The sequence below is a fragment of the Streptomyces sp. NBC_01306 genome, from assembly GCF_026340465.1.
GTDB lineage: Bacteria > Actinomycetota > Actinomycetes > Streptomycetales > Streptomycetaceae > Streptomyces.
Map to the genome: position 1 here is coordinate 5,174,189 of NZ_JAPEPC010000001.1, position 17,563 is coordinate 5,191,751.

The window sequence follows — 17,563 nt, forward strand, 5'->3', positions numbered from 1 at the left end:
GCCACGAGGAGTCGGGGAATCCGCGCTAGGGCCAGACGCCGCGCGGCAGGCGGCACTTTGACGACAGGCCCTAGTAGGGCTTGGTCATGTTGATGGTGGTGGAGCGTGTCCGTTGGGTGTGGTCCGGCGTTGAGAGGGTGTGACTCCGGACGAGATTGCCTGTGTGCGTGGTGAGTTGGAGACGTTTGCGGCGGAGGTGTTCGAGCCGTTCGCGAGAAAGGATCAACGTCGCTGGGGGCAGGTCTACCTGCGCGGGCTGTTGACCGACGGCAAGCGGAAGTCCGTCGAGCCGATGGCGGCCCGCCTCGGGGAGGAGGGGAACCGGCAGGCGCTGGCTCACTTCGTCACCACCAGTCCGTGGGACCCCTCACACATCAGGGCCCGGCTGGCGTGGAAAATGGAGGCGGCGATCCAGCCGAGCGCGCTGATCTTCGACGACACCGGCTTCCTCAAGGACGGAAATGCTTCGGCGTGTGTGTCGCGGCAGTACACCGGCACCGCCGGCAAGGTCACCAACTGCCAGGTGGGCGTTTCGCTGCACCTGGCCTCCGATCACGCCTCCTCGGCGGTGGACTGGCGGCTGTTCCTGCCCGAGACGTGGGATGCGGCCTCGCCGAAGGCGAACCCGGACAGGGTCGCCCGCCGCGCCTCCTGTGGCATTCCCGACGATGTCGGGCACGTGGAGAAGTGGCAGCTGGCCCTGGACATGCTGGACGAGACGCGCTCGTGGGGCATTGAGATCCCGTTGGCCATCGCGGACGCTGGATACGGCGACGCCACCGCTTTCCGGCTCGGTGTTCAGGCCCGCGGCCTGAATTACGTCGTCGGGATCTCCACGACGCTCACGGCCCACCCCGGCCAGGCCGTTCCCGTGGCCGTTCCGTACTCCGGAACCGGACGCCCACCGGTTGTGAAGTATCTGGACAAACCACAGTCGGTGAAACAACTGGCCATGGAAGCAGGCCGGAAGGCGGCCAAACCCGTGCAATGGCGGGAGGGCTCGCGGCCTGGCACCAGCCGCAGCGGCTTCAAGCGCATGTACTCGCGGTTTGTCGCCCTGCGGATTCGCCCCGCCGGACGCGAGATCCGTCAGGCGGTCCAGGGCCCGCAGTTGCCGGAGTGCTGGCTGCTGGCCGAGTGGCCGGCAAACGAACCCGAACCGGTCCAGTTCTGGCTCTCCGACCTGCCCACCGACACTCCACTGACCACGTTGGTCCGCCTCGCCAAGCTCCGTTGGCGCATCGAGCACGACTACCGGGAGATGAAACAGGCCCTGGGCCTGACCCATTTCGAGGGCCGCACCTTCAACGGCTGGCACCACCACGTCACACTCGTCTCCGTCGCCCACGCCTTCTGCACCCTGCAACGACTGGCCAGAGCCCCAAAAGACACGGCGCCGGTCTGAGCCTCTACCAAGTCGTCCGCGAGCTGCAGATACTCCTCGCGGTCTGGGCCGGCGCCTGCCCCACCTGCCACCGCGACATACCCACGCTCGTACTGACCTGACCAAGCCCTATCTAGGCGACGCTTGTATCCTCCGGCGCCGTCACGAAGTCGATCAGCTCCTCCACGCGCCCCAGCAGCGCGGGCTCCAGGTCCCGGTAGGAGCGCACCCCCGACAGGATCCGCTGCCACGCGGCCCCGGTGTTCTCGGGCCAGCCCAGCGCCCGGCACACACCCGTCTTCCAGTCCTGCCCGCGCGGTACGGCCGGCCACCCCGCGATGCCCACCGACGACGGCTTCACCGCCTCCCAGACGTCGATGTAGGGGTGCCCCACCACCAGTGCGTGGTCGCTGGAGACCTCCGCCGCGATACGGGACTCCTTCGAGCCCGGGACCAGATGGTCGACCAGCACCCCGAGCCGCGCGTCCGCCGCCGGGCCGAACTCCGCGACGATCGCGGGCAGATCGTCGATGCCGCCCAGATACTCGACGACGACGCCCTCGATCCGCAGGTCGTCGCCCCACACCCGCTCGACCAGCTCCGCGTCGTGCCGCCCCTCGACGTAGATCCGCCCGGCCCGCGCGACCCGTGCCCGCGCGCCGGGCACCGCCAGCGAACCGGACGCCGTCAGGTGGGTGCGCTGCTGCGCCGCTGTGGGACGTACGAGAGTGACCGGGCGCCCCTCAAGCAGGAAGGCGCGCGGACCCATCGGGAACACCCGGTGCTTGCCGAAGCGGTCCTCCAGGGTGACCGTCGGCCCCTCGGCCGTCTTCTCACAACGGATCACCGCACCGCAGAACCCGGTGGCGATCTCCTCGACCACCAGATCGGGCTCGGCCGCGACCTCGCGGGCGGGCGTCTGCTTCTTCCACGGCGGCGTGAAGTCCGGGCTGTAGCTGCGCATTCCGCAGACGCTACGACACCCTGGAGCGTGCTGCCAGCACATCACGTTGAGCGCGGACGAACGCGGCGTCGACCACGGCCCCGTGCCCCGGTACGTACAGCGCGTCCTCGCCGCCCAGTGCCAGCAGCCGGTCCAGCGCCGCGGGCCACTGGGCGGGCATCGCGTCCGGGCCCGCCTGCGGCTCGCCCGACTCCTCGACCAGGTCGCCGCAGAAGACGACGTCGCGGCCGTCCGCGCCGTTCCCGGAGGCGGCTTCCTGTCCGCCCGGGACGAGCAGAGCCAGATCGTGGCCGGTGTGCCCGGGGCCGCAGTTCACCAGGGTGACCCGGAGGCCGCCCAGGTCCAGGGTCAGTTCCCCGGACACCTGATGGTGCGGAGCGACCAGATGGGCCACCGCCTCGGCGGCCTCCGCCGCCGCGACGCCGTGGCGCACCGCGTCCTGGCGCAACTCCTCGGCGCCGCGCGAGCCCCGGGTGAGCAGCGCCTCCGTGCCCACCGCTCCGTAGACCTGGACACCCGCGAACACCGCGGTGCCCAGCACATGGTCGAAGTGCGGGTGGCTCAGCGCGATGTGCGTCACCCGGCGGCCGAGCACCGCCTCCGCGCGCATCCGGAGCTCCCGGCCCTCGCGCAGCGTCGCCCCTGTGTCGAAGAGCAGCGCACCGTACCGGCCCGCCACGAGCCCGGCTGTCGCGTCCCAGCGGGGGAGACGGCACCGGCCCACCCCCGCCGCCAGACGTTCCCAGCCATAGTCTTCCCAGGTGGAGTCTTCCCAAGTGGCGTCAGTGGCGTCCATACCCTGACGCTATCCCCGGTCGGCGGACAACGGCGCGATCGTGCGACGGGCCGCCCTTGCCAGCGGTGAACCTCTCCGCCGTACACTGGGACGCTGCTGGCACTCGAACATTCCGAGTGCCAGGAAGGCCCGGATCGACAGCTGGAGGTGTGCGCGGGTGCTCAGCGAACGCAGACTCGAAGTGTTGCGCGCCATCGTCCAGGACTATGTGGGCACCGAGGAGCCGGTCGGCTCCAAGGCGCTCACCGAGCGGCACCGGCTCGGTGTCTCACCGGCCACCGTCCGCAACGACATGGCGGCCCTGGAGGACGAGGGGTTCATCGCCCAGCCGCACACGAGCGCGGGCCGCATCCCCACGGACAAGGGGTACCGGCTGTTCGTCGACCGGCTCGCGGGCGTCAAGCCCCTCTCGTCGCCCGAGCGGCGCGCCATCCAGAACTTCATGGACGGCGCCGTCGACCTCGACGACGTGGTGGGCCGCACCGTGCGGCTCCTCGCCCAGCTCACCCGGCAGGTCGCCGTGGTGCAGTACCCGTCGCTGACCCGTTCCACGGTGCGGCACGTGGAACTGCTGGCGCTGGCCCCGGCCCGGCTGATGCTCGTGCTGATCACGGACACCGGACGGGTCGAGCAGCGCATGATCGACTGTCCGGCGCCGTTCGGTGAGACTTCTCTCGCCGACCTCCGTGCCCGGCTCAACAGCCGGGTGGTGGGGCGCCGCTTCGCGGACGTACCACAATTGGTGCAGGACCTTCCCGAGTCCTTCGAACAGGAGGACCGGGGTACGGTTTCCACGGTGCTCGCGACCTTGCTGGAAACGCTGGTCGAGGAGACCGAGGAACGGCTGATGATCGGCGGAACCGCCAATCTGACGCGATTCGGACATGACTTCCCACTGACCATCAGGCCGGTGCTGGAAGCGCTTGAGGAGCAGGTCGTGCTCCTCAAGCTGCTCGGTGAGGACTCGGGCATGACCGTACGCATCGGGCATGAGAATGCCCACGAGGGCCTGACGTCCACATCGGTCGTCGCCGTCGGCTACGGTTCGGGCGACGAGGCAGTCGCCAAACTCGGCGTGGTCGGACCGACCCGCATGGACTACCCCGGAACGATGGGAGCGGTACGCGCAGTGGCACGTTACGTCGGACAGATCCTGGCGGAGTCGTAAGTGGCCACGGACTATTACGCCGTTCTCGGCGTGCGCCGCGACGCTTCCCAGGACGAGATCAAGAAGGCATTCCGGCGATTGGCGCGCGAGCTCCACCCGGACGTCAACCCCGATCCCAAGACGCAGGAACGCTTCAAGGAGATCAACGCCGCCTACGAGGTGTTGTCGGACCCGCAGAAGAAGCAGGTCTACGACCTCGGGGGCGACCCGCTCTCGCAGGCGGGCGGCGGCGGAGCCGGCGGCTTCGGCCAGGGCGGCTTCGGCAACTTCTCGGACATCATGGACGCCTTCTTCGGTACGGCGTCCCAGCGCGGGCCGAGGTCGCGTACGCGGCGCGGCCAGGACGCGATGATCCGGCTGGAGATCGACCTCAACGAGTCGGCCTTCGGCACCACGAAGGACATCCAGGTCGACACCGCTGTGGTCTGCACGACCTGCAGCGGCGAGGGCGCGGCCCCCGGCACCTCGGCCCAGACCTGCGACATGTGCCGCGGCCGCGGTGAGGTCTCGCAGGTCACCCGGTCCTTCCTGGGCCAGGTCATGACCTCGCGGCCGTGCCCGCAGTGTCAGGGCTTCGGTACGGTCGTGCCGACCCCGTGCCCCGAGTGCGCGGGCGACGGGCGCATCCGCTCCCGCCGCACGCTGACGGTGAAGATCCCGGCCGGTGTCGACAACGGCACCCGCATCCAGCTCGCGGGCGAGGGCGAGGTCGGCCCCGGCGGCGGCCCCGCCGGTGACCTGTACGTGGAGATCCACGAACTGCCGCACGCGGTCTTCCAGCGGCGCGGCGACGATCTGCACTGCACGGTGACGGTCCCGATGACGGCGGCCGCGCTCGGCACGAAGGTGCCGCTGGAGACGCTGGACGCGCTGGAGGAGGTCGACATCCGGCCGGGCACGCAGTCCGGCCAGTCGATCCCGATGCACCAGCGCGGCATCACGCATCTGCGCGGCGGCGGCCGCGGCGACCTGATCGTGCATGTCGAGGTGCTCACCCCGACAAAGATGGACGCCGAACAGGAGCGCCTGCTGCGGGAGTTCTCCAAACTGCGCGGCGAGGAACGGCCCACCGGCCAGTTCCAGCCGGGGCAGCAGGGGTTGTTCTCGCGGCTGAAGGATGCGTTCAACGGGCGGTAGCCCCCGGCGTACTCGCGCCACCGATTCGGTGCGGTGCGGAGGACGTGGCACGATGCGGTCATGTCCTCCGTACTCGCCGATCTCTGCCGATATCCGATCGTGCAGGCCCCCATGGCGGGCGGTGCTTCAGGCCCGCAGCTCGCCGCAGCCGTCTCCGAGGCCGGTGGTCTCGGGTTCCTCGCCGCCGGGTACAAGACCGCGGACGGCATGTACGAGGAGATCAAGCAGCTGCGCGGGCTGACCTCCCTGCCCTTCGGCGTGAACCTGTTCATGCCGCAGTCCGAGCACCCCGATCCGGCAGCCGTCGAGGTCTACAGCCACCAGCTCGCCGGTGAGTCGACCTGGTACGAGACGCCCCTCGGCGACGTCCACGGCAGCTCGGACGACGGGTACGAGGCCAAACTCGCCGTCCTGCTCGACGACCCCGTCCCGGTGGTCTCCTTCACCTTCGGCTGTCCCTCCCGCGATGTGCTCGACGCCTTCGACCGGGTCGACACCTTCACCATCGTCACCGTCACCACCGCCGAGGAAGCGCAGACCGCCCAGTGGTGCGGCGCCGACGCGGTCTGTGTGCAGGGCATCGAGGCGGGCGGCCACCAGGGCACACACCGCGACGACCCGCAGAACGACGGCACGGGCATCGGCGTGCTGTCGCTCATCACGCAGGTACGGGAGACCGTGCAGCTGCCGGTCATCGCGGCCGGCGGGCTGATGCGCGGCGCACAGATCGCGGCGGTGCTCGCGGCGGGCGCGGAGGCGGCGCAGCTCGGTACGGCCTTCCTGATCTGCCCGGAGTCCGGGGCGAACAGCCTGCACAAGCAGGCCCTGACCAACCCGCTCTTCGTCCGAACGGACCTCACCCGCGCGTTCAGCGGGCGCCCGGCGCGCGGTCTCGTCAACCGGTTCATGCGCGAGCACGGACCGTATGCCCCCGCCGCCTATCCGCAGGTGCACCACCTCACGGCCGGACTGCGCAAGGCCGCGGCCGGGGTGGGCGACGCCCAGGGCATGGCGCTCTGGGCCGGCCAGGGCCACCGGCTCGCCCGTGAGCTGCCCGCCGGTCAGCTGGTCGAGGTGCTGGTGGCCGAACTGGACGCGGCCCGCGCGCTGTTGGCCGAGGACGGTACGTCATGACCGCCCCGGTCTTCGTCGTCGACGCGGCTCACGGCCTGGACACGGCGGCCCCCGGCGGCAGATTCGTCCTGGACGGTCCCGAGGGCCGGCACGCGGTGTCCGTGAAGCGGCTGCGGGCGGGCGAGGACGTCGTACTGACCGACGGCGCCGGCCGCTGGGCGCGGTGCGTGGTCCTGGCGGCCGAGGGCAAGGACCGCCTGGAGGTCCGGGTGGACGCGTGCACCGACGATCCGCCGCCCGTGCCCCGGATCACCGTCGTACAGGCGCTGCCCAAGGGCGACCGCGGCGAGGTCGCCGTCGAGACCATGACGGAGACCGGCGTCGATGTGATCGTGCCGTGGCAGGCGTCGCGCTGTATCACCCAGTGGCGCGGCGACCGGGGCGCCAAGTCCCTGGCCAAGTGGCGCAGTACGGCACGCGAGTCGGGCAAGCAGTCCCGGCGGACCCGCTTCCCCGAGATCACCGATGCGCTGAGCACCAAGCAGGTCGCCGCACTCCTCGCGGACGCGGACCTGGCCGGGGTGCTGCACGAGGACCAGGAGTACGGCAGCGAGCCACTGGCAGCGGCCGAACTCCCCACGCGGGGCGACATCGTGCTGGTCGTCGGCCCCGAAGGGGGAGTGTCGCCGGATGAGCTCGCGGCGTTCACGGCCGCTGGAGCCGGGGTGTACCGGCTGGGGCGCAGTGTGCTGCGTACCTCCACGGCGGGGACGGCCGCGGGAGCGCTGCTGCTGGCCCGCACAGGACGCTGGGGCTGACCAGGCCCGCACCACAACCGCCCCACCGCACCCCACAACCGCCCCACTCCACCCCGCGCCGGTCCACGCCCACACCACCCGACCGCGTACGCACCGCCACCCGCGAGAGTGAAGTGAGCGCGAAGAGGCTGCACATCGGCCCCTTTCAGTGGGAACCTGCCCTGTATGGGGGCATTGAGACGTGTATCGAGGCACGCACGGTACCGGTCGGTTCTCGCGACGATCGGCGCTGTCTGCACGGCAGTTGCGGGTCTCGCGGCCTGTGACCCGATCGACGGGGTCAACACCGGGTCCGTCGCCTACACCACCGACCGCACCGCCACCAGCGCCCTGGAGCACCACGGCGTCGGCGTCGACTGGCTGACCTGCACGGCAGACGCCGCGCCCGGTGCCTCGCCCGCGCCCGCCGCCACGCGTGACGTGGCGCAGGTCGACTGCCAGGGCAGGACCAAGGACAAGCAGGACATCACTGTCAAGGGCAGGGTGACCAGGACCGTCGACGGACGCTGTGTGCGGGGCAGTCTGACGAGCACGGTCGGCGGGGAACTGGCCTTCAGGGCCACGCTGCTGGGCAACTGCGCGGCCCCGCCCCCGGACGACACCACCACCGCCCCCGTACCCGGCCGGGGCGGATATACCGGCGGATACAGCGGCGGCGCGCAGCCGACGGCAACCGTCACGGTGACCGCCACCGTGACCCAGTACCCGGGCAAGTAGCGACCGCGCGAACCGGCAGGCAGCCCGGCCTGATCCGAACGGAAGACCACAACTAGGTATATCCCGCCTAGGTATCCCATCCACGGATTTAGGTGTACGGATCTTCGCCCCGGGCCCGCGCGCGGCGGCCCGTCGCCGGTCAGAGTGGGTCCATGGCTGCCCTTCCCGAACCGGACGTCCTTCCCGAGCCGGACCTCGGCGCGCTCGCCGAACGCCTTGCCGCCACCCGCCTCGTGACCCTCACCGGCCCCGGCGGCATCGGCAAGTCACGGCTGGCCGCCAGACTCAGTGAGGCGACTTCGTGCACCGGCACGCCCGTGCACCGGGTCGACCTCTCCGGCTGTCCGGACGCGGCGCTCGTCCCGTACATGGTGGCCACGGCGCTGCACACCGCGCCCGCACCCGGCACCGACCCGGTACGCGCGGTGCTCGACCTGCTCACGCACAGCCGGGGGCTGCTCGTCCTGGACACCTGCGAACATGTGCTGACCGGCTGCGCCTACCTCGTCGGCCGGGTGCACGACAGCTGTCCCGGGCTCCGGATCCTGACCACCAGCCGCAAACCGCTCGACGTACCGGGCGAACAGCTGGTGGAGGTCCCGCCGTTGCCCCGCCGGCGGACCGCCGGGCTGCTCCAGAAGCACGCCGCCTCGTACGGCGTCGAGCTGCCCGACTACTGGGCCGGGCAACTGGCCGATCGGCTCGACGGGGATCCACTCTCCACCCTGCTCGCCGCCCGGAGCCTGCGGCTGATGACCGCGCAGCAGTTGCACGGGTCGCTCTGCGCGCCCGGTGGGCGGTTCACCGTCCTCACCGACGGCCCCGGCGACCCCGCCAGGCACCGCACGCTCCTTGAGGCCGTCGAGTGGAGCCACGAGCTGTGCAGCAGGGCCGAACGGCTGCTCTGGGCCCGGCTGTCGGCGTTCACCGGTGAGTTCACCGCGGAGCAGGTCCGTACGGTCTTTCCCGACGGGTCCTCGCTCGTGTCCCTGGTGAGCTCGTCGGTGGTGCTCGCCCGGAGCGACGGGACCTACCGGCTGCCGCTGGCGCACAGGGAGTACGGACAACTCAGGCTCGCCGGGCTGGGCGACGCCCTAGGGTGATCCTTGTGAAGCAGCCTTCCTATCTCCGGTTTCCGCATGTCCAGGGCGATCTGATCGCCTTCACCGCTGAGGACGACGTCTGGATGGCCCCGCTCGACGGCGGCCGTGCCTGGCGGGTCAGCGCCGACAACAGCCCCGTCAGCCATCCCCGGATATCTCCCGACGGCCGCTGGGTCGCCTGGACCTCCACCAGGGACGGGGCGCCCGAAGTCCATCTCGCCCCGGCCGAAGGGGGCCCCGCCAGGCGTCTGACGTACTGGGGCGACGCACGGACGTCCGTCCGGGGCTGGACCCCGGACGGTGAGGTGCTCGCCATCAGCACCCACGGCCAGATCTCGCTGCGGCGCAGCTGGGCGCGGGCCGTTCCGGTCGACGGCGGCCCGGCGCGGACCCTGCCGTACGGACCGGTGGGCTCCCTCGCGTACGGGCCGGACCAGCGGGTGCTGCTCCTCTCGGCGACGATGGGCCGCGAGGCCGCCAGCTGGAAGCGGTACCGGGGCGGCACCGCGGGCAAGCTGTGGACCGGTGAGACCGGCGGCGACTTCGTACGGCTCCACGCCGACCTCGACGGGAACATCGAGTGCCCGCTGTGGGTGGGCGGCCGGGTGGCCTTCCTCTCCGACCACGAAGGCGTCGGGGCGCTCTACTCCTCGCTCCCGGACGGCTCCGAGCTGCGCAGGCACACCGCGACCGACGGGTTCTACGCGCGCCAGGCCGCCACCGACGGCACCCGTGTCGTCTGCATGGCGGCCGGCGAACTGTGGATCGTCGACGACCTCGAAGGCGCCGAGCCCCGCCGGATCGACGTCCGGCTCGGCGGCCAGCGCGCCGACCTCCAGCCCCACTCGGTGCGCGCCGGGCACCACATCGGCACGGTGTCCCCGGACCGTACCGGCCGCGGCAGCGCCGTCGAGTCGCGCGGCGCCGTGCACTGGGTCACCCACCGGGAGGGCCCGGTCCGCGCGCTGGCCGCCGAGCCGGGTGTACGGGCGAGGCTGCCCCGCACCTTCCGGGCCGACGGCGCCGAGCAGGTCGTCTGGGTCACCGACGCGGAGGGCGAGGACGCCCTGGAGTGCGCGCCCGCGACCGGCGCCGCCCCGGCCGCCGCCCCGCGCCGCCTCGCCCAGGGCCGTATCGGCCGGGTGCTCGGGCTCGCCGCTGCCCCGGACGGCAGCCGGTTCGCCGTCGCCGCGCACGACGGGCGGGTGCTGGTCGTCGAGCGCGAGTCCGGCGATGTGCACGAGGTGGACCGCAGCGAGGACGGTGACGCCTCGGGCCTGGTCTTCTCGCCCGACTCCTCCTGGCTGGCCTGGTCGCACCCCGGCCCCGAACCGCTGCGCCAGCTCAAGCTCGCGCACCTCGCCGACCTCTCCGTCGCAGAGGCGACCCCGCTGCGCTTCCGGGACTTCGACCCGGCCTTCACCACCGACGGCAAACACCTCGCCTTCCTCTCCGAGCGCGCCTTCGACCCGATCTACGACGCGCACGTCTTCGACCTGGCGTTCATCGGCAGCTGCCGTCCGCATCTGCTGACACTCGCCGCGGCCACCCCGTCCCCGTTCGGTCCGCAGCGGCACGGCCGCGCGACCGAGCGGGACAAGGACGCCGACGAGCACGACGCACCCACCGCGCTGCCCGTGACCCGTATCGACCTCGAAGGTCTCGCCGACCGGATCGTGCCGCTGCCCGTCGAGGCCGGCAGCTACTCGACGCTGCGCGCCGCCAGGGACGGGCTGCTCTGGCTCCGCCACCCGCTGCGCGGGGTCCTCGGCACGACCAGGGCCACCCCCGACGCGCCCTGGCCGCACACCGTCCTTGAGCGGTACGACCTGGAGAAGCTGCGCGACGAGGAAATCGCCCCGGACGTCGACCACTTCGAGGTCAGTGGCGACGGCAAGCGGCTCGTGCTGCACACGGACGGCAAGCTGCGCGTCGTCCCCTCGGACAGCCGGGTGGCCAAATCCGACGGGGACGAGGACAGCGACCGCAACGTCTCCGTCGACCTCTCCCGCATCCGCCGGATCCTCGACCCGGCCGCCGAGTGGCGGCAGATGTACGACGAGGCCGGGCGCATCATGCGGGACCACTTCTGGCGCCCCGACATGTCGGGCGTCGACTGGGACGGGGTCCTGGACCGCTACCGGCCGGTGCTCGCCCGGGTCGCCACCCACGACGACCTGGTCGACCTGCTCTGGGAGGTGCAGGGCGAGCTGGGCACCTCGCACGCCTATGTGACACCGCCGGGCGGCTGGCGCGACGACACCACCCGGCAGGGGCTGCTCGGCGCCGACATCTCCCGTACGGAAGAGGGCAGTTGGCGCATCGACCGGGTGCTGCCTTCGGAGACGTCCGACCCCGCGGCGCGCTCCCCGCTCGCCGCACCGGGTGTGGCCGTCCGCGCCGGTGACACCGTCCTGGCCGTCGACGGCCAGGCGGTCGACCCGCTCACCGGCCCCGCGCCGTTGCTCACCGGCTCGGCGGGCAAGCCCGTCGAGCTCACCGTCTCACCCGCGGACGGGGGCGATCCGCGCCATGTCGTGGTCGTACCGACCGGTGACGAGGAGGCGCTGCGCTACCACGCGTGGGTGGCCGACCGCCGGAGCTACGTCCACGAGCGGTCCGGCGGCCGGCTCGGCTATCTGCATGTTCCCGACATGGTCGGCTCGGGCTGGGCGCAGCTCCACCGCGATCTGCGGGTCGAGGTGGCCAGGGAGGGTCTGGTCGTGGACGTACGGGAGAACCGCGGCGGCCACACCTCGCAGCTGGTGGTGGAGAAGCTGGCCCGCCGCATCGTGGGCTGGGACCTGCCGCGGGGGATGCGGCCCTACAGCTATCCGCAGGACGCCCCGCGCGGTCCCGTGGTGTCCGTCGCCAACGAGTTCTCCGGCTCGGACGGCGACATCGTGAACGCGGCGATCAAGGCGCTGGGGATCGGGCCCGTGGTCGGCACCCGCACCTGGGGCGGAGTCATCGGCATCGACAGCAGGTACCGGCTGGTCGACGGCACTCTGGTGACCCAGCCCAAGTACGCCTTCTGGCTGGAGGGTTACGGCTGGGGCGTGGAGAACCACGGGGTCGACCCGGACGTCGAGGTGGTCCAGGCGCCGCAGGACCACGCGGCGGGCCGGGACCCGCAGCTGGACGAGGCGATCAGGATCGCGCTCGCCGCGCTGGAGGAGAACCCGGCGAAGACCCCGCCGGGCCTGCCGGACTGATGGCCGCGCCCCCGCCCGCGACCGGGCGGGGGCGCATGGCCGGGGGCGGAGCGCAGGCGCGCCGGCCGCCCACGGCTGGTGCCGCGGCAGGCAAGGTTCGCCCGTCAAGGAGCGGCGTTCGGTGCGTGCTCTCGGCGTGCCGGCCGGAAGCCCCCGTACTGGACGTACTTGGGCTTTCGGCCGGTGCGGCGAGAGTGTGTGCCGGGCGTCGCGACGGGGCAAACGTTGCCTGCCGTGGCACTAGCATGGCGGCGTACACGATGATCATCGACCGACACCATGACCGGCCGGCACGACGACCGGCCGGCACCGTGACCGAGGAGTGAGCGCATGGCGGGAGAGCCGCAGACCGACTGCCTGTTCTGCAAGATCGTCTCGGGGGACATTCCGGCGACCGTCGTCCGGGAGACCGACACCACTGTCGCCTTCCGTGACATAAACCCGCAGGCGCCCACGCACGTCCTGGTGATCCCCAAGGTGCACTACCCGGACGCGGCCTCCCTCGCGGCGGCCGAACCGCAGATCGCCGCGGACGTGCTGCGCGAGGCGGCCGAGGTCGCAGCGGAGGACAAGGTCGACGGGACCGGGTACCGGATCGTCTTCAACACCGGGTCGGGCGCCGGCCAGACCGTCTTCCACGCGCACGCCCACGTCCTGGGCGGCCGCGGGCTCAACTGGCCTCCCGGATAGTTCCGTTGTCCGTACGAGAACTCGTGGTGCTCGGCACCGCCAGCCAGGTACCCACCCGCCGCCGCAACCACAACGGCTATCTGCTGCGCTGGGACGGCCAGGGCATCCTCTTCGACCCCGGCGAGGGCACCCAGCGCCAGATGCTGCATGCCGGGGTGGCCGCGCACGACATCGACCGGATCTGCGTCACGCACTTCCACGGGGACCACTCGCTGGGCCTGGCCGGGGTGATCCAGCGGATCAACCTGGACCAGGTCCCGCACCCGGTCACCGCGCACTACCCGGCGAGCGGGCAGCACTTCTTCGACCGGCTGCGGTACTCCACCGCCTACCGCGAGTCCGTCGCCCTGGTGCAGTCCCCGGCCACCGGGGACGGAGGCGTCCTGGCGCGGACACCTGCGTACGAGCTGGAGGCGGTCAGGCTCTCGCACCCCGTCGAGTCGTACGGCTACCGGCTGACCGAGCCCGACGGGCGCCGGATGCTCCCGGAGAAGCTCGCGGAGCACGGGGTGTCAGGACCCGGCGTCGGACGGCTCCAGCGGGAGGGCGTACTCGACGGAGTCACCCTCGACCAGGTCAGCGAGGTACGGCGCGGCCAGCGCTTCGCCTTCGTCATGGACACCCGGCTCTGCGACGGCGTCCACCGGCTCGCGGACGGCTGCGACCTGCTGGTCATCGAGTCGACCTTCCTCGACGAGGACGCGAAGCTGGCGGCCGACCACGGCCATCTGACCGCCGGACAGGCGGGCCGTGTCGCACGCGACGCGGGCGTACGGCACCTCGTCCTGACGCACTTCTCGCAGCGGTACACCGACCCCGCGGAGTTCGGCAGACAGGCGCGCGCCGCGGGCTTCGACGGTGAACTCACCGTCGCCGACGACCTGATGCGCGTTCCGGTCCCCACCCGGCACACCACCACCTGACCGCCGTACTGCCCGGCCCGCAAAAAAGAGCCCCCATCCCACCCACACCACCGACCTGAGCGAGACCCCGATGCACCACCTTCCCAAGGCCGAACTCCACCTGCACATCGAAGGCACCCTCGAACCGGAGCTGGCCTTCGCGCTCGCCGCGCGCAACGGCATCGAGCTGCCGTACGCGGACACCGAAGCGCTGCGCAAGGCCTATCTCTTCAGCGATCTCCAGTCGTTCCTCGACCTGTACTACGGGCTGATGGCCGTGCTGCGCACCGAGGAGGACTTCGAGGAGCTCACCGAGGCGTACCTCGCGCGCGCCGCAGCGCAGGGCGTGCGCCATGCCGAGATCTTCTTCGACCCGCAGGCGCACTCCGCGCGCGGCGTGCCGATCGGCACCGTCATCGAGGGCATCTCGCGGGCGCTCGGGCGCAGCGAGGAGCGGCACGGCATCTCCACCCAGCTCATCATGTGCTTCCTGCGCGACGAGTCGGCCGACTCGGCGATCCGCACGCTGGAGGCGGCCAAGCCCCATCTGCACCGGATCGCGGCGGTCGGCCTCGACTCGGCCGAGGTCGGGAACCCGCCGTCGAAGTTCCGCGAGGTGTACGCGGCGGCCGGCGAACTGGGGCTGCGCAAGGTCGCGCACGCGGGCGAGGAGGGCCCCGCCACCTATGTGCGCGAGGCCCTGGACATCCTCGGGGTGGAGCGGATCGACCACGGGCTGCGCTCGATGGAGGACCCGGAGCTGGTGGAGCGGCTGGTCAGGGACCGGGTGCCGCTGACGCTCTGCCCGCTGTCGAACGTACGGCTGCGGGCCGTGGACACCCTGGAGCAGCACCCGCTGCCGCAGATGATGGCCGCCGGGCTGCTCTGCACCGTCAACTCCGACGACCCCGCGTACTTCGGGGGCTACGCCGGCGACACCTTCCACGCCGTGCACGAGGCGCTCGGCCTCGGGCACGAGGAGCTGCGGACACTGGCCCGCAACTCCTTCCTCGCCGCCTTCCTGGACCACGACGAGGAGCGCAGGGCGCGCTACTTGGCCGAGGTGGACGCGTACGACTTCGACGCGGACCTCGATCTGGGCTGAACGCCCCCGGTGAGCCGGTACTTGCGGCGGGGTACCGGCTCCGGCTCCTCCAGGGCGATCTCGGTGACGGTGAGTTCGGGCGCGCCGAGCTGGGGGACCGTGGACGCCACCGCGCCCAGGGTGCCCGCGACGACGGCCGCGGGGGCGCCGCCCCTGCGGCGTACCGAACCGGGCAGCAGCGGGCGGCCCGAGGTGTGCAGCGCCACCGCGGTCAGCGGGACCGCCAGCAGCAGAAGCAGTGCGCACAGCACCGCTCCCATCAGCGGGAAGCCGGTCCGCGCGGAGAGCAGACTGCCCGCGACCGGGCCGCAGGCCACGCCGAGCGAGGACGCCGAGCCGACCAGTACGGCCCAGCGGCCGCGCGGATCCAACGAGGCGGCCAGACCGATCAGATACGACAGGACCACCGGGTAGAAGGTGTTCCAGAGGATCTCGCCCGACGCGAACGAGCCGAGGCCGCTCGCCGATGAACTCAGCGCGATACACGCCGAGATGATCACCGTGCCGCCGCCGATCGGCAGCGCCCTGCCGAGCCGCGAGCCGAGCGCCCCGGCCCCGGCGACACCGATCAGTCCGGCGCCGAGCGACACCGCGAAGATCGCGCCGACCGCCACTTCGGAGAGCCCGGCCTGGTCCTGGCCGATCCGGCTGCTGACGCCCCAGAGCGAGTTCTGGGCCATGGCCCAGCAGACCATCGCCCCGGCCAGCACCGAGCCCGAGCGCAGATGAGGGATCCGGCCGCGTCCGGTCCCGGTGGCGGGCACATGCGGGCGGGTCCGGCCGAGCCGGCCGGTCGCGGGCCAGACGAGAGCGGCGACCAGGGCGATGGCGGCGAACGGCGCCCGGTGACCGCCACCGATCTGCGGCAGGACGAGGTAGAGGGCGCCGGCTGTCGCCGAGACCGTGAGCAGCCCGGTGGAGGAGGCCCGGTGGGGGTCGGGCAGGCCCGCGATGCCGCCCGCGGCCACCGCGGTCGCCGTACCGGAACCCACGCCGCCGATGGCGGCCCCCGCGATGACGAGCGGGAGGTACGCGGTGGTGGCGGCGGCGCCGTAGCCGGCGAGGGTGAGCAGCAGCCCGGCGCGGGCGACCCGCTGCGGGCCGATGCGCTCGACGTGCGAGGCCAGGACGAGACCGGCCCCCGCCGAGCAGAGGAGGAGGACCGAGCCGGCGACGCCGGCTTCGGCGGGAGAGAGACCGAGACCGGAGCCGAGGCGTCCGACGATGGTCGGGAGGAGGTACGAGGCGAGGTAACCAGCGGTGAACACGGCAATGAGAGGCCATGTGGCGCGTGAGCGCGAAGACACGGGCGTTCCTGACAGAGACATGCCTGTGACCAGGCAGAAGAGTGGGGGGAAGTGGGCGTCGTGTCATTGACAGGAGCGCGCGGCCAATGTGTATCAACCACGCGGAGCCAACGAAAAGCTGCCACTCTGTGATCTATAGCACTTTCGGTTTATAGTCACGCAGGCGCGGTCAACAGTGAGGTTTTTTCCCTCAGATCCAGTCAGGTGCGCCGGGCAGAGCGTGCGCCGCGGCCTCGATCTCCGCCCGTACCTCGCGCATCGTCGCGACGATCCGGCGCTCGCGCTCAGCGGTCAGCCGGGTCACCGGAACCGAGCAGCTGACGGCGTCCACCGCGGGCGTGTCGTACCGCAGCGCGAAGCCGAAACCGACGATGCCGGTGACGCCCTCCTCGCGGTCGACCGCGTAGCCCCGTTCGCGCACCAGCGCCAGATCGGCGTCGAGGGCGGCCCGGTCGGCCAGGGTGTTCGGGGTGAGCCGTTCCAGCTCGCCGACGGGCAGCCCGTCCGGCCCGTCAGCGGCTCGCTCGGCGAGCAGCGCCTTGCCCAGCGCGCTGACATGGGCGGGCAGCCTGCGGCCGACGCGGCTGAGGGTGCGCAGATACTCGTGCGACTCGCGGGTGGCGAGATAGACGACGTCACCGCGGTCGAACCGCCCCAGGTGGACGGTCTCGCCCAGTGCGGTGGACGCCTTGTCGAGATACGGCTTCACCGCGCGCACCCGGGGGTCCGTGTCGAGATAGCTGGTGCCGGTGAGCAGGGCGCGGATCCCGATGCCGTACAGCGATCCCGTGGCGTCGGTGCGGACCCAGCCGCGGTCGGTCAGCGTTTGCAGCAGGGCGTACATGGAGCTGCGGGGGACGCCGAGCTCATCGGCGAGTTCCCGCAGCCGGGCGGGCCGGTCGCCACGCGCGGCGAGGACCTCCAGCAGTTCGACGGTGCGGCCCGCCGACTTCACCTCGCGTACGCCCCCGGTCTCCGGCATGTCCAGAGCTTAGAGCCTCCCGCTCGGACCCCACGGAGCGGCGGGGTCGTGCGGGGGCGGTCGGCACCCTTGACGCCTCCCGTTCATGTACCTACTGTCCATTCCCATGCATGGACGTCATCTACATACGGAGACATGAATGGACACGGGGACCAACACGGGCACCGGCCCAGGGACGGATACGGGTGCCGGTCCGCGATC

Annotated in this window: 15 protein-coding genes; 11 read left to right on the forward strand and 4 right to left on the reverse strand. The window is 71.7% G+C overall.

Going from position 1 to position 17,563, the window contains the following annotated elements:
• The first annotated feature begins 139 nt into the window (after positions 1 to 139).
• Positions 140 to 1,405, forward strand: coding sequence for an IS701 family transposase (locus tag OG385_RS22725; RefSeq protein WP_266850846.1), 1,266 nt, complete (start codon positions 140 to 142; stop codon positions 1,403 to 1,405).
• Positions 1,406 to 1,517: 112 nt separating this feature from the next.
• On the opposite strand, the gene OG385_RS22730 is transcribed toward OG385_RS22725, so the two are convergent.
• Together OG385_RS22730 and OG385_RS22735 are read right to left on the reverse strand one after the other, a co-directional pair.
• Positions 1,518 to 2,348 carry a DUF3097 domain-containing protein gene (locus tag OG385_RS22730; RefSeq protein ID WP_266857119.1) on the reverse strand — a complete coding sequence of 277 codons (831 nt, stop codon included), beginning with the start codon at positions 2,346 to 2,348 and terminating at the stop codon, positions 1,518 to 1,520.
• Between the two features lie 10 nt (positions 2,349 to 2,358).
• Positions 2,359 to 3,144 carry an MBL fold metallo-hydrolase gene (locus OG385_RS22735; protein ID WP_266857121.1) on the reverse strand — a complete coding sequence of 262 codons (786 nt, stop codon included), beginning with the start codon at positions 3,142 to 3,144 and terminating at the stop codon, positions 2,359 to 2,361.
• 157 nt (positions 3,145 to 3,301) lie between these two features.
• On the opposite strand from OG385_RS22735, the gene hrcA reads away from it, so the two are divergent.
• The 10 genes from hrcA (at position 3,302) to OG385_RS22785 (ending at position 15,073) form a co-directional block, all read left to right on the forward strand.
• On the forward strand, positions 3,302 to 4,312 hold the full coding sequence (gene hrcA / locus OG385_RS22740) for a heat-inducible transcriptional repressor HrcA (RefSeq protein ID WP_164267318.1): 1,011 nt from the start codon (positions 3,302 to 3,304) through the stop codon (positions 4,310 to 4,312).
• Positions 4,313 to 5,449, forward strand: a complete 1,137-nt coding sequence (dnaJ, locus tag OG385_RS22745; protein WP_266857124.1) for a molecular chaperone DnaJ — start codon at positions 4,313 to 4,315, stop codon at positions 5,447 to 5,449.
• A 60-nt stretch (positions 5,450 to 5,509) separates the two neighbouring features.
• A complete protein-coding gene (locus tag OG385_RS22750) occupies positions 5,510 to 6,583 on the forward strand; it encodes a nitronate monooxygenase (protein ID WP_266857126.1) in 1,074 nt (357 codons plus the stop codon).
• Positions 6,580 to 7,341: a 16S rRNA (uracil(1498)-N(3))-methyltransferase gene (locus OG385_RS22755; protein ID WP_266857127.1), complete on the forward strand. Its 762-nt coding sequence runs from the start codon at positions 6,580 to 6,582 to the stop codon at positions 7,339 to 7,341. The genes OG385_RS22750 and OG385_RS22755 overlap by 4 nt, the downstream gene beginning before the upstream one ends.
• 165 nt (positions 7,342 to 7,506) lie before the next feature.
• Positions 7,507 to 8,058, forward strand: coding sequence for a hypothetical protein (locus OG385_RS22760; protein WP_266857129.1), 552 nt, complete (start codon positions 7,507 to 7,509; stop codon positions 8,056 to 8,058).
• Between the two features lie 152 nt (positions 8,059 to 8,210).
• Complete coding sequence (locus OG385_RS22765; protein ID WP_266857131.1) at positions 8,211 to 9,161, forward strand: hypothetical protein; 951 nt, start codon at positions 8,211 to 8,213, stop codon at positions 9,159 to 9,161.
• A 5-nt stretch (positions 9,162 to 9,166) separates the two neighbouring features.
• A complete protein-coding gene (locus OG385_RS22770; RefSeq protein WP_266857133.1) occupies positions 9,167 to 12,376 on the forward strand; it encodes a S41 family peptidase in 3,210 nt (1,069 codons plus the stop codon).
• 330 nt (positions 12,377 to 12,706) lie between these two features.
• Positions 12,707 to 13,066: a histidine triad nucleotide-binding protein gene (locus OG385_RS22775; protein ID WP_266857135.1), complete on the forward strand. Its 360-nt coding sequence runs from the start codon at positions 12,707 to 12,709 to the stop codon at positions 13,064 to 13,066.
• 5 nt (positions 13,067 to 13,071) lie between these two features.
• Positions 13,072 to 13,989, forward strand: a complete 918-nt coding sequence (locus OG385_RS22780; RefSeq protein WP_266857137.1) for a ribonuclease Z — start codon at positions 13,072 to 13,074, stop codon at positions 13,987 to 13,989.
• Positions 13,990 to 14,059: 70 nt separating this feature from the next.
• On the forward strand, positions 14,060 to 15,073 hold the full coding sequence (locus OG385_RS22785; RefSeq protein ID WP_266857139.1) for an adenosine deaminase: 1,014 nt from the start codon (positions 14,060 to 14,062) through the stop codon (positions 15,071 to 15,073).
• Here the strand turns inward: OG385_RS22785 and OG385_RS22790 are convergent.
• Both OG385_RS22790 and OG385_RS22795 read right to left on the reverse strand, forming a co-directional pair.
• Positions 15,019 to 16,380 carry an MFS transporter gene (locus tag OG385_RS22790; protein WP_266857141.1) on the reverse strand — a complete coding sequence of 454 codons (1,362 nt, stop codon included), beginning with the start codon at positions 16,378 to 16,380 and terminating at the stop codon, positions 15,019 to 15,021. The genes OG385_RS22785 and OG385_RS22790 overlap by 55 nt on opposite strands.
• A gap of 190 nt (positions 16,381 to 16,570) precedes the next feature.
• Positions 16,571 to 17,362, reverse strand: a complete 792-nt coding sequence (locus OG385_RS22795) for an IclR family transcriptional regulator (protein WP_266857143.1) — start codon at positions 17,360 to 17,362, stop codon at positions 16,571 to 16,573.
• Positions 17,363 to 17,563 lie beyond the last annotated feature (201 nt).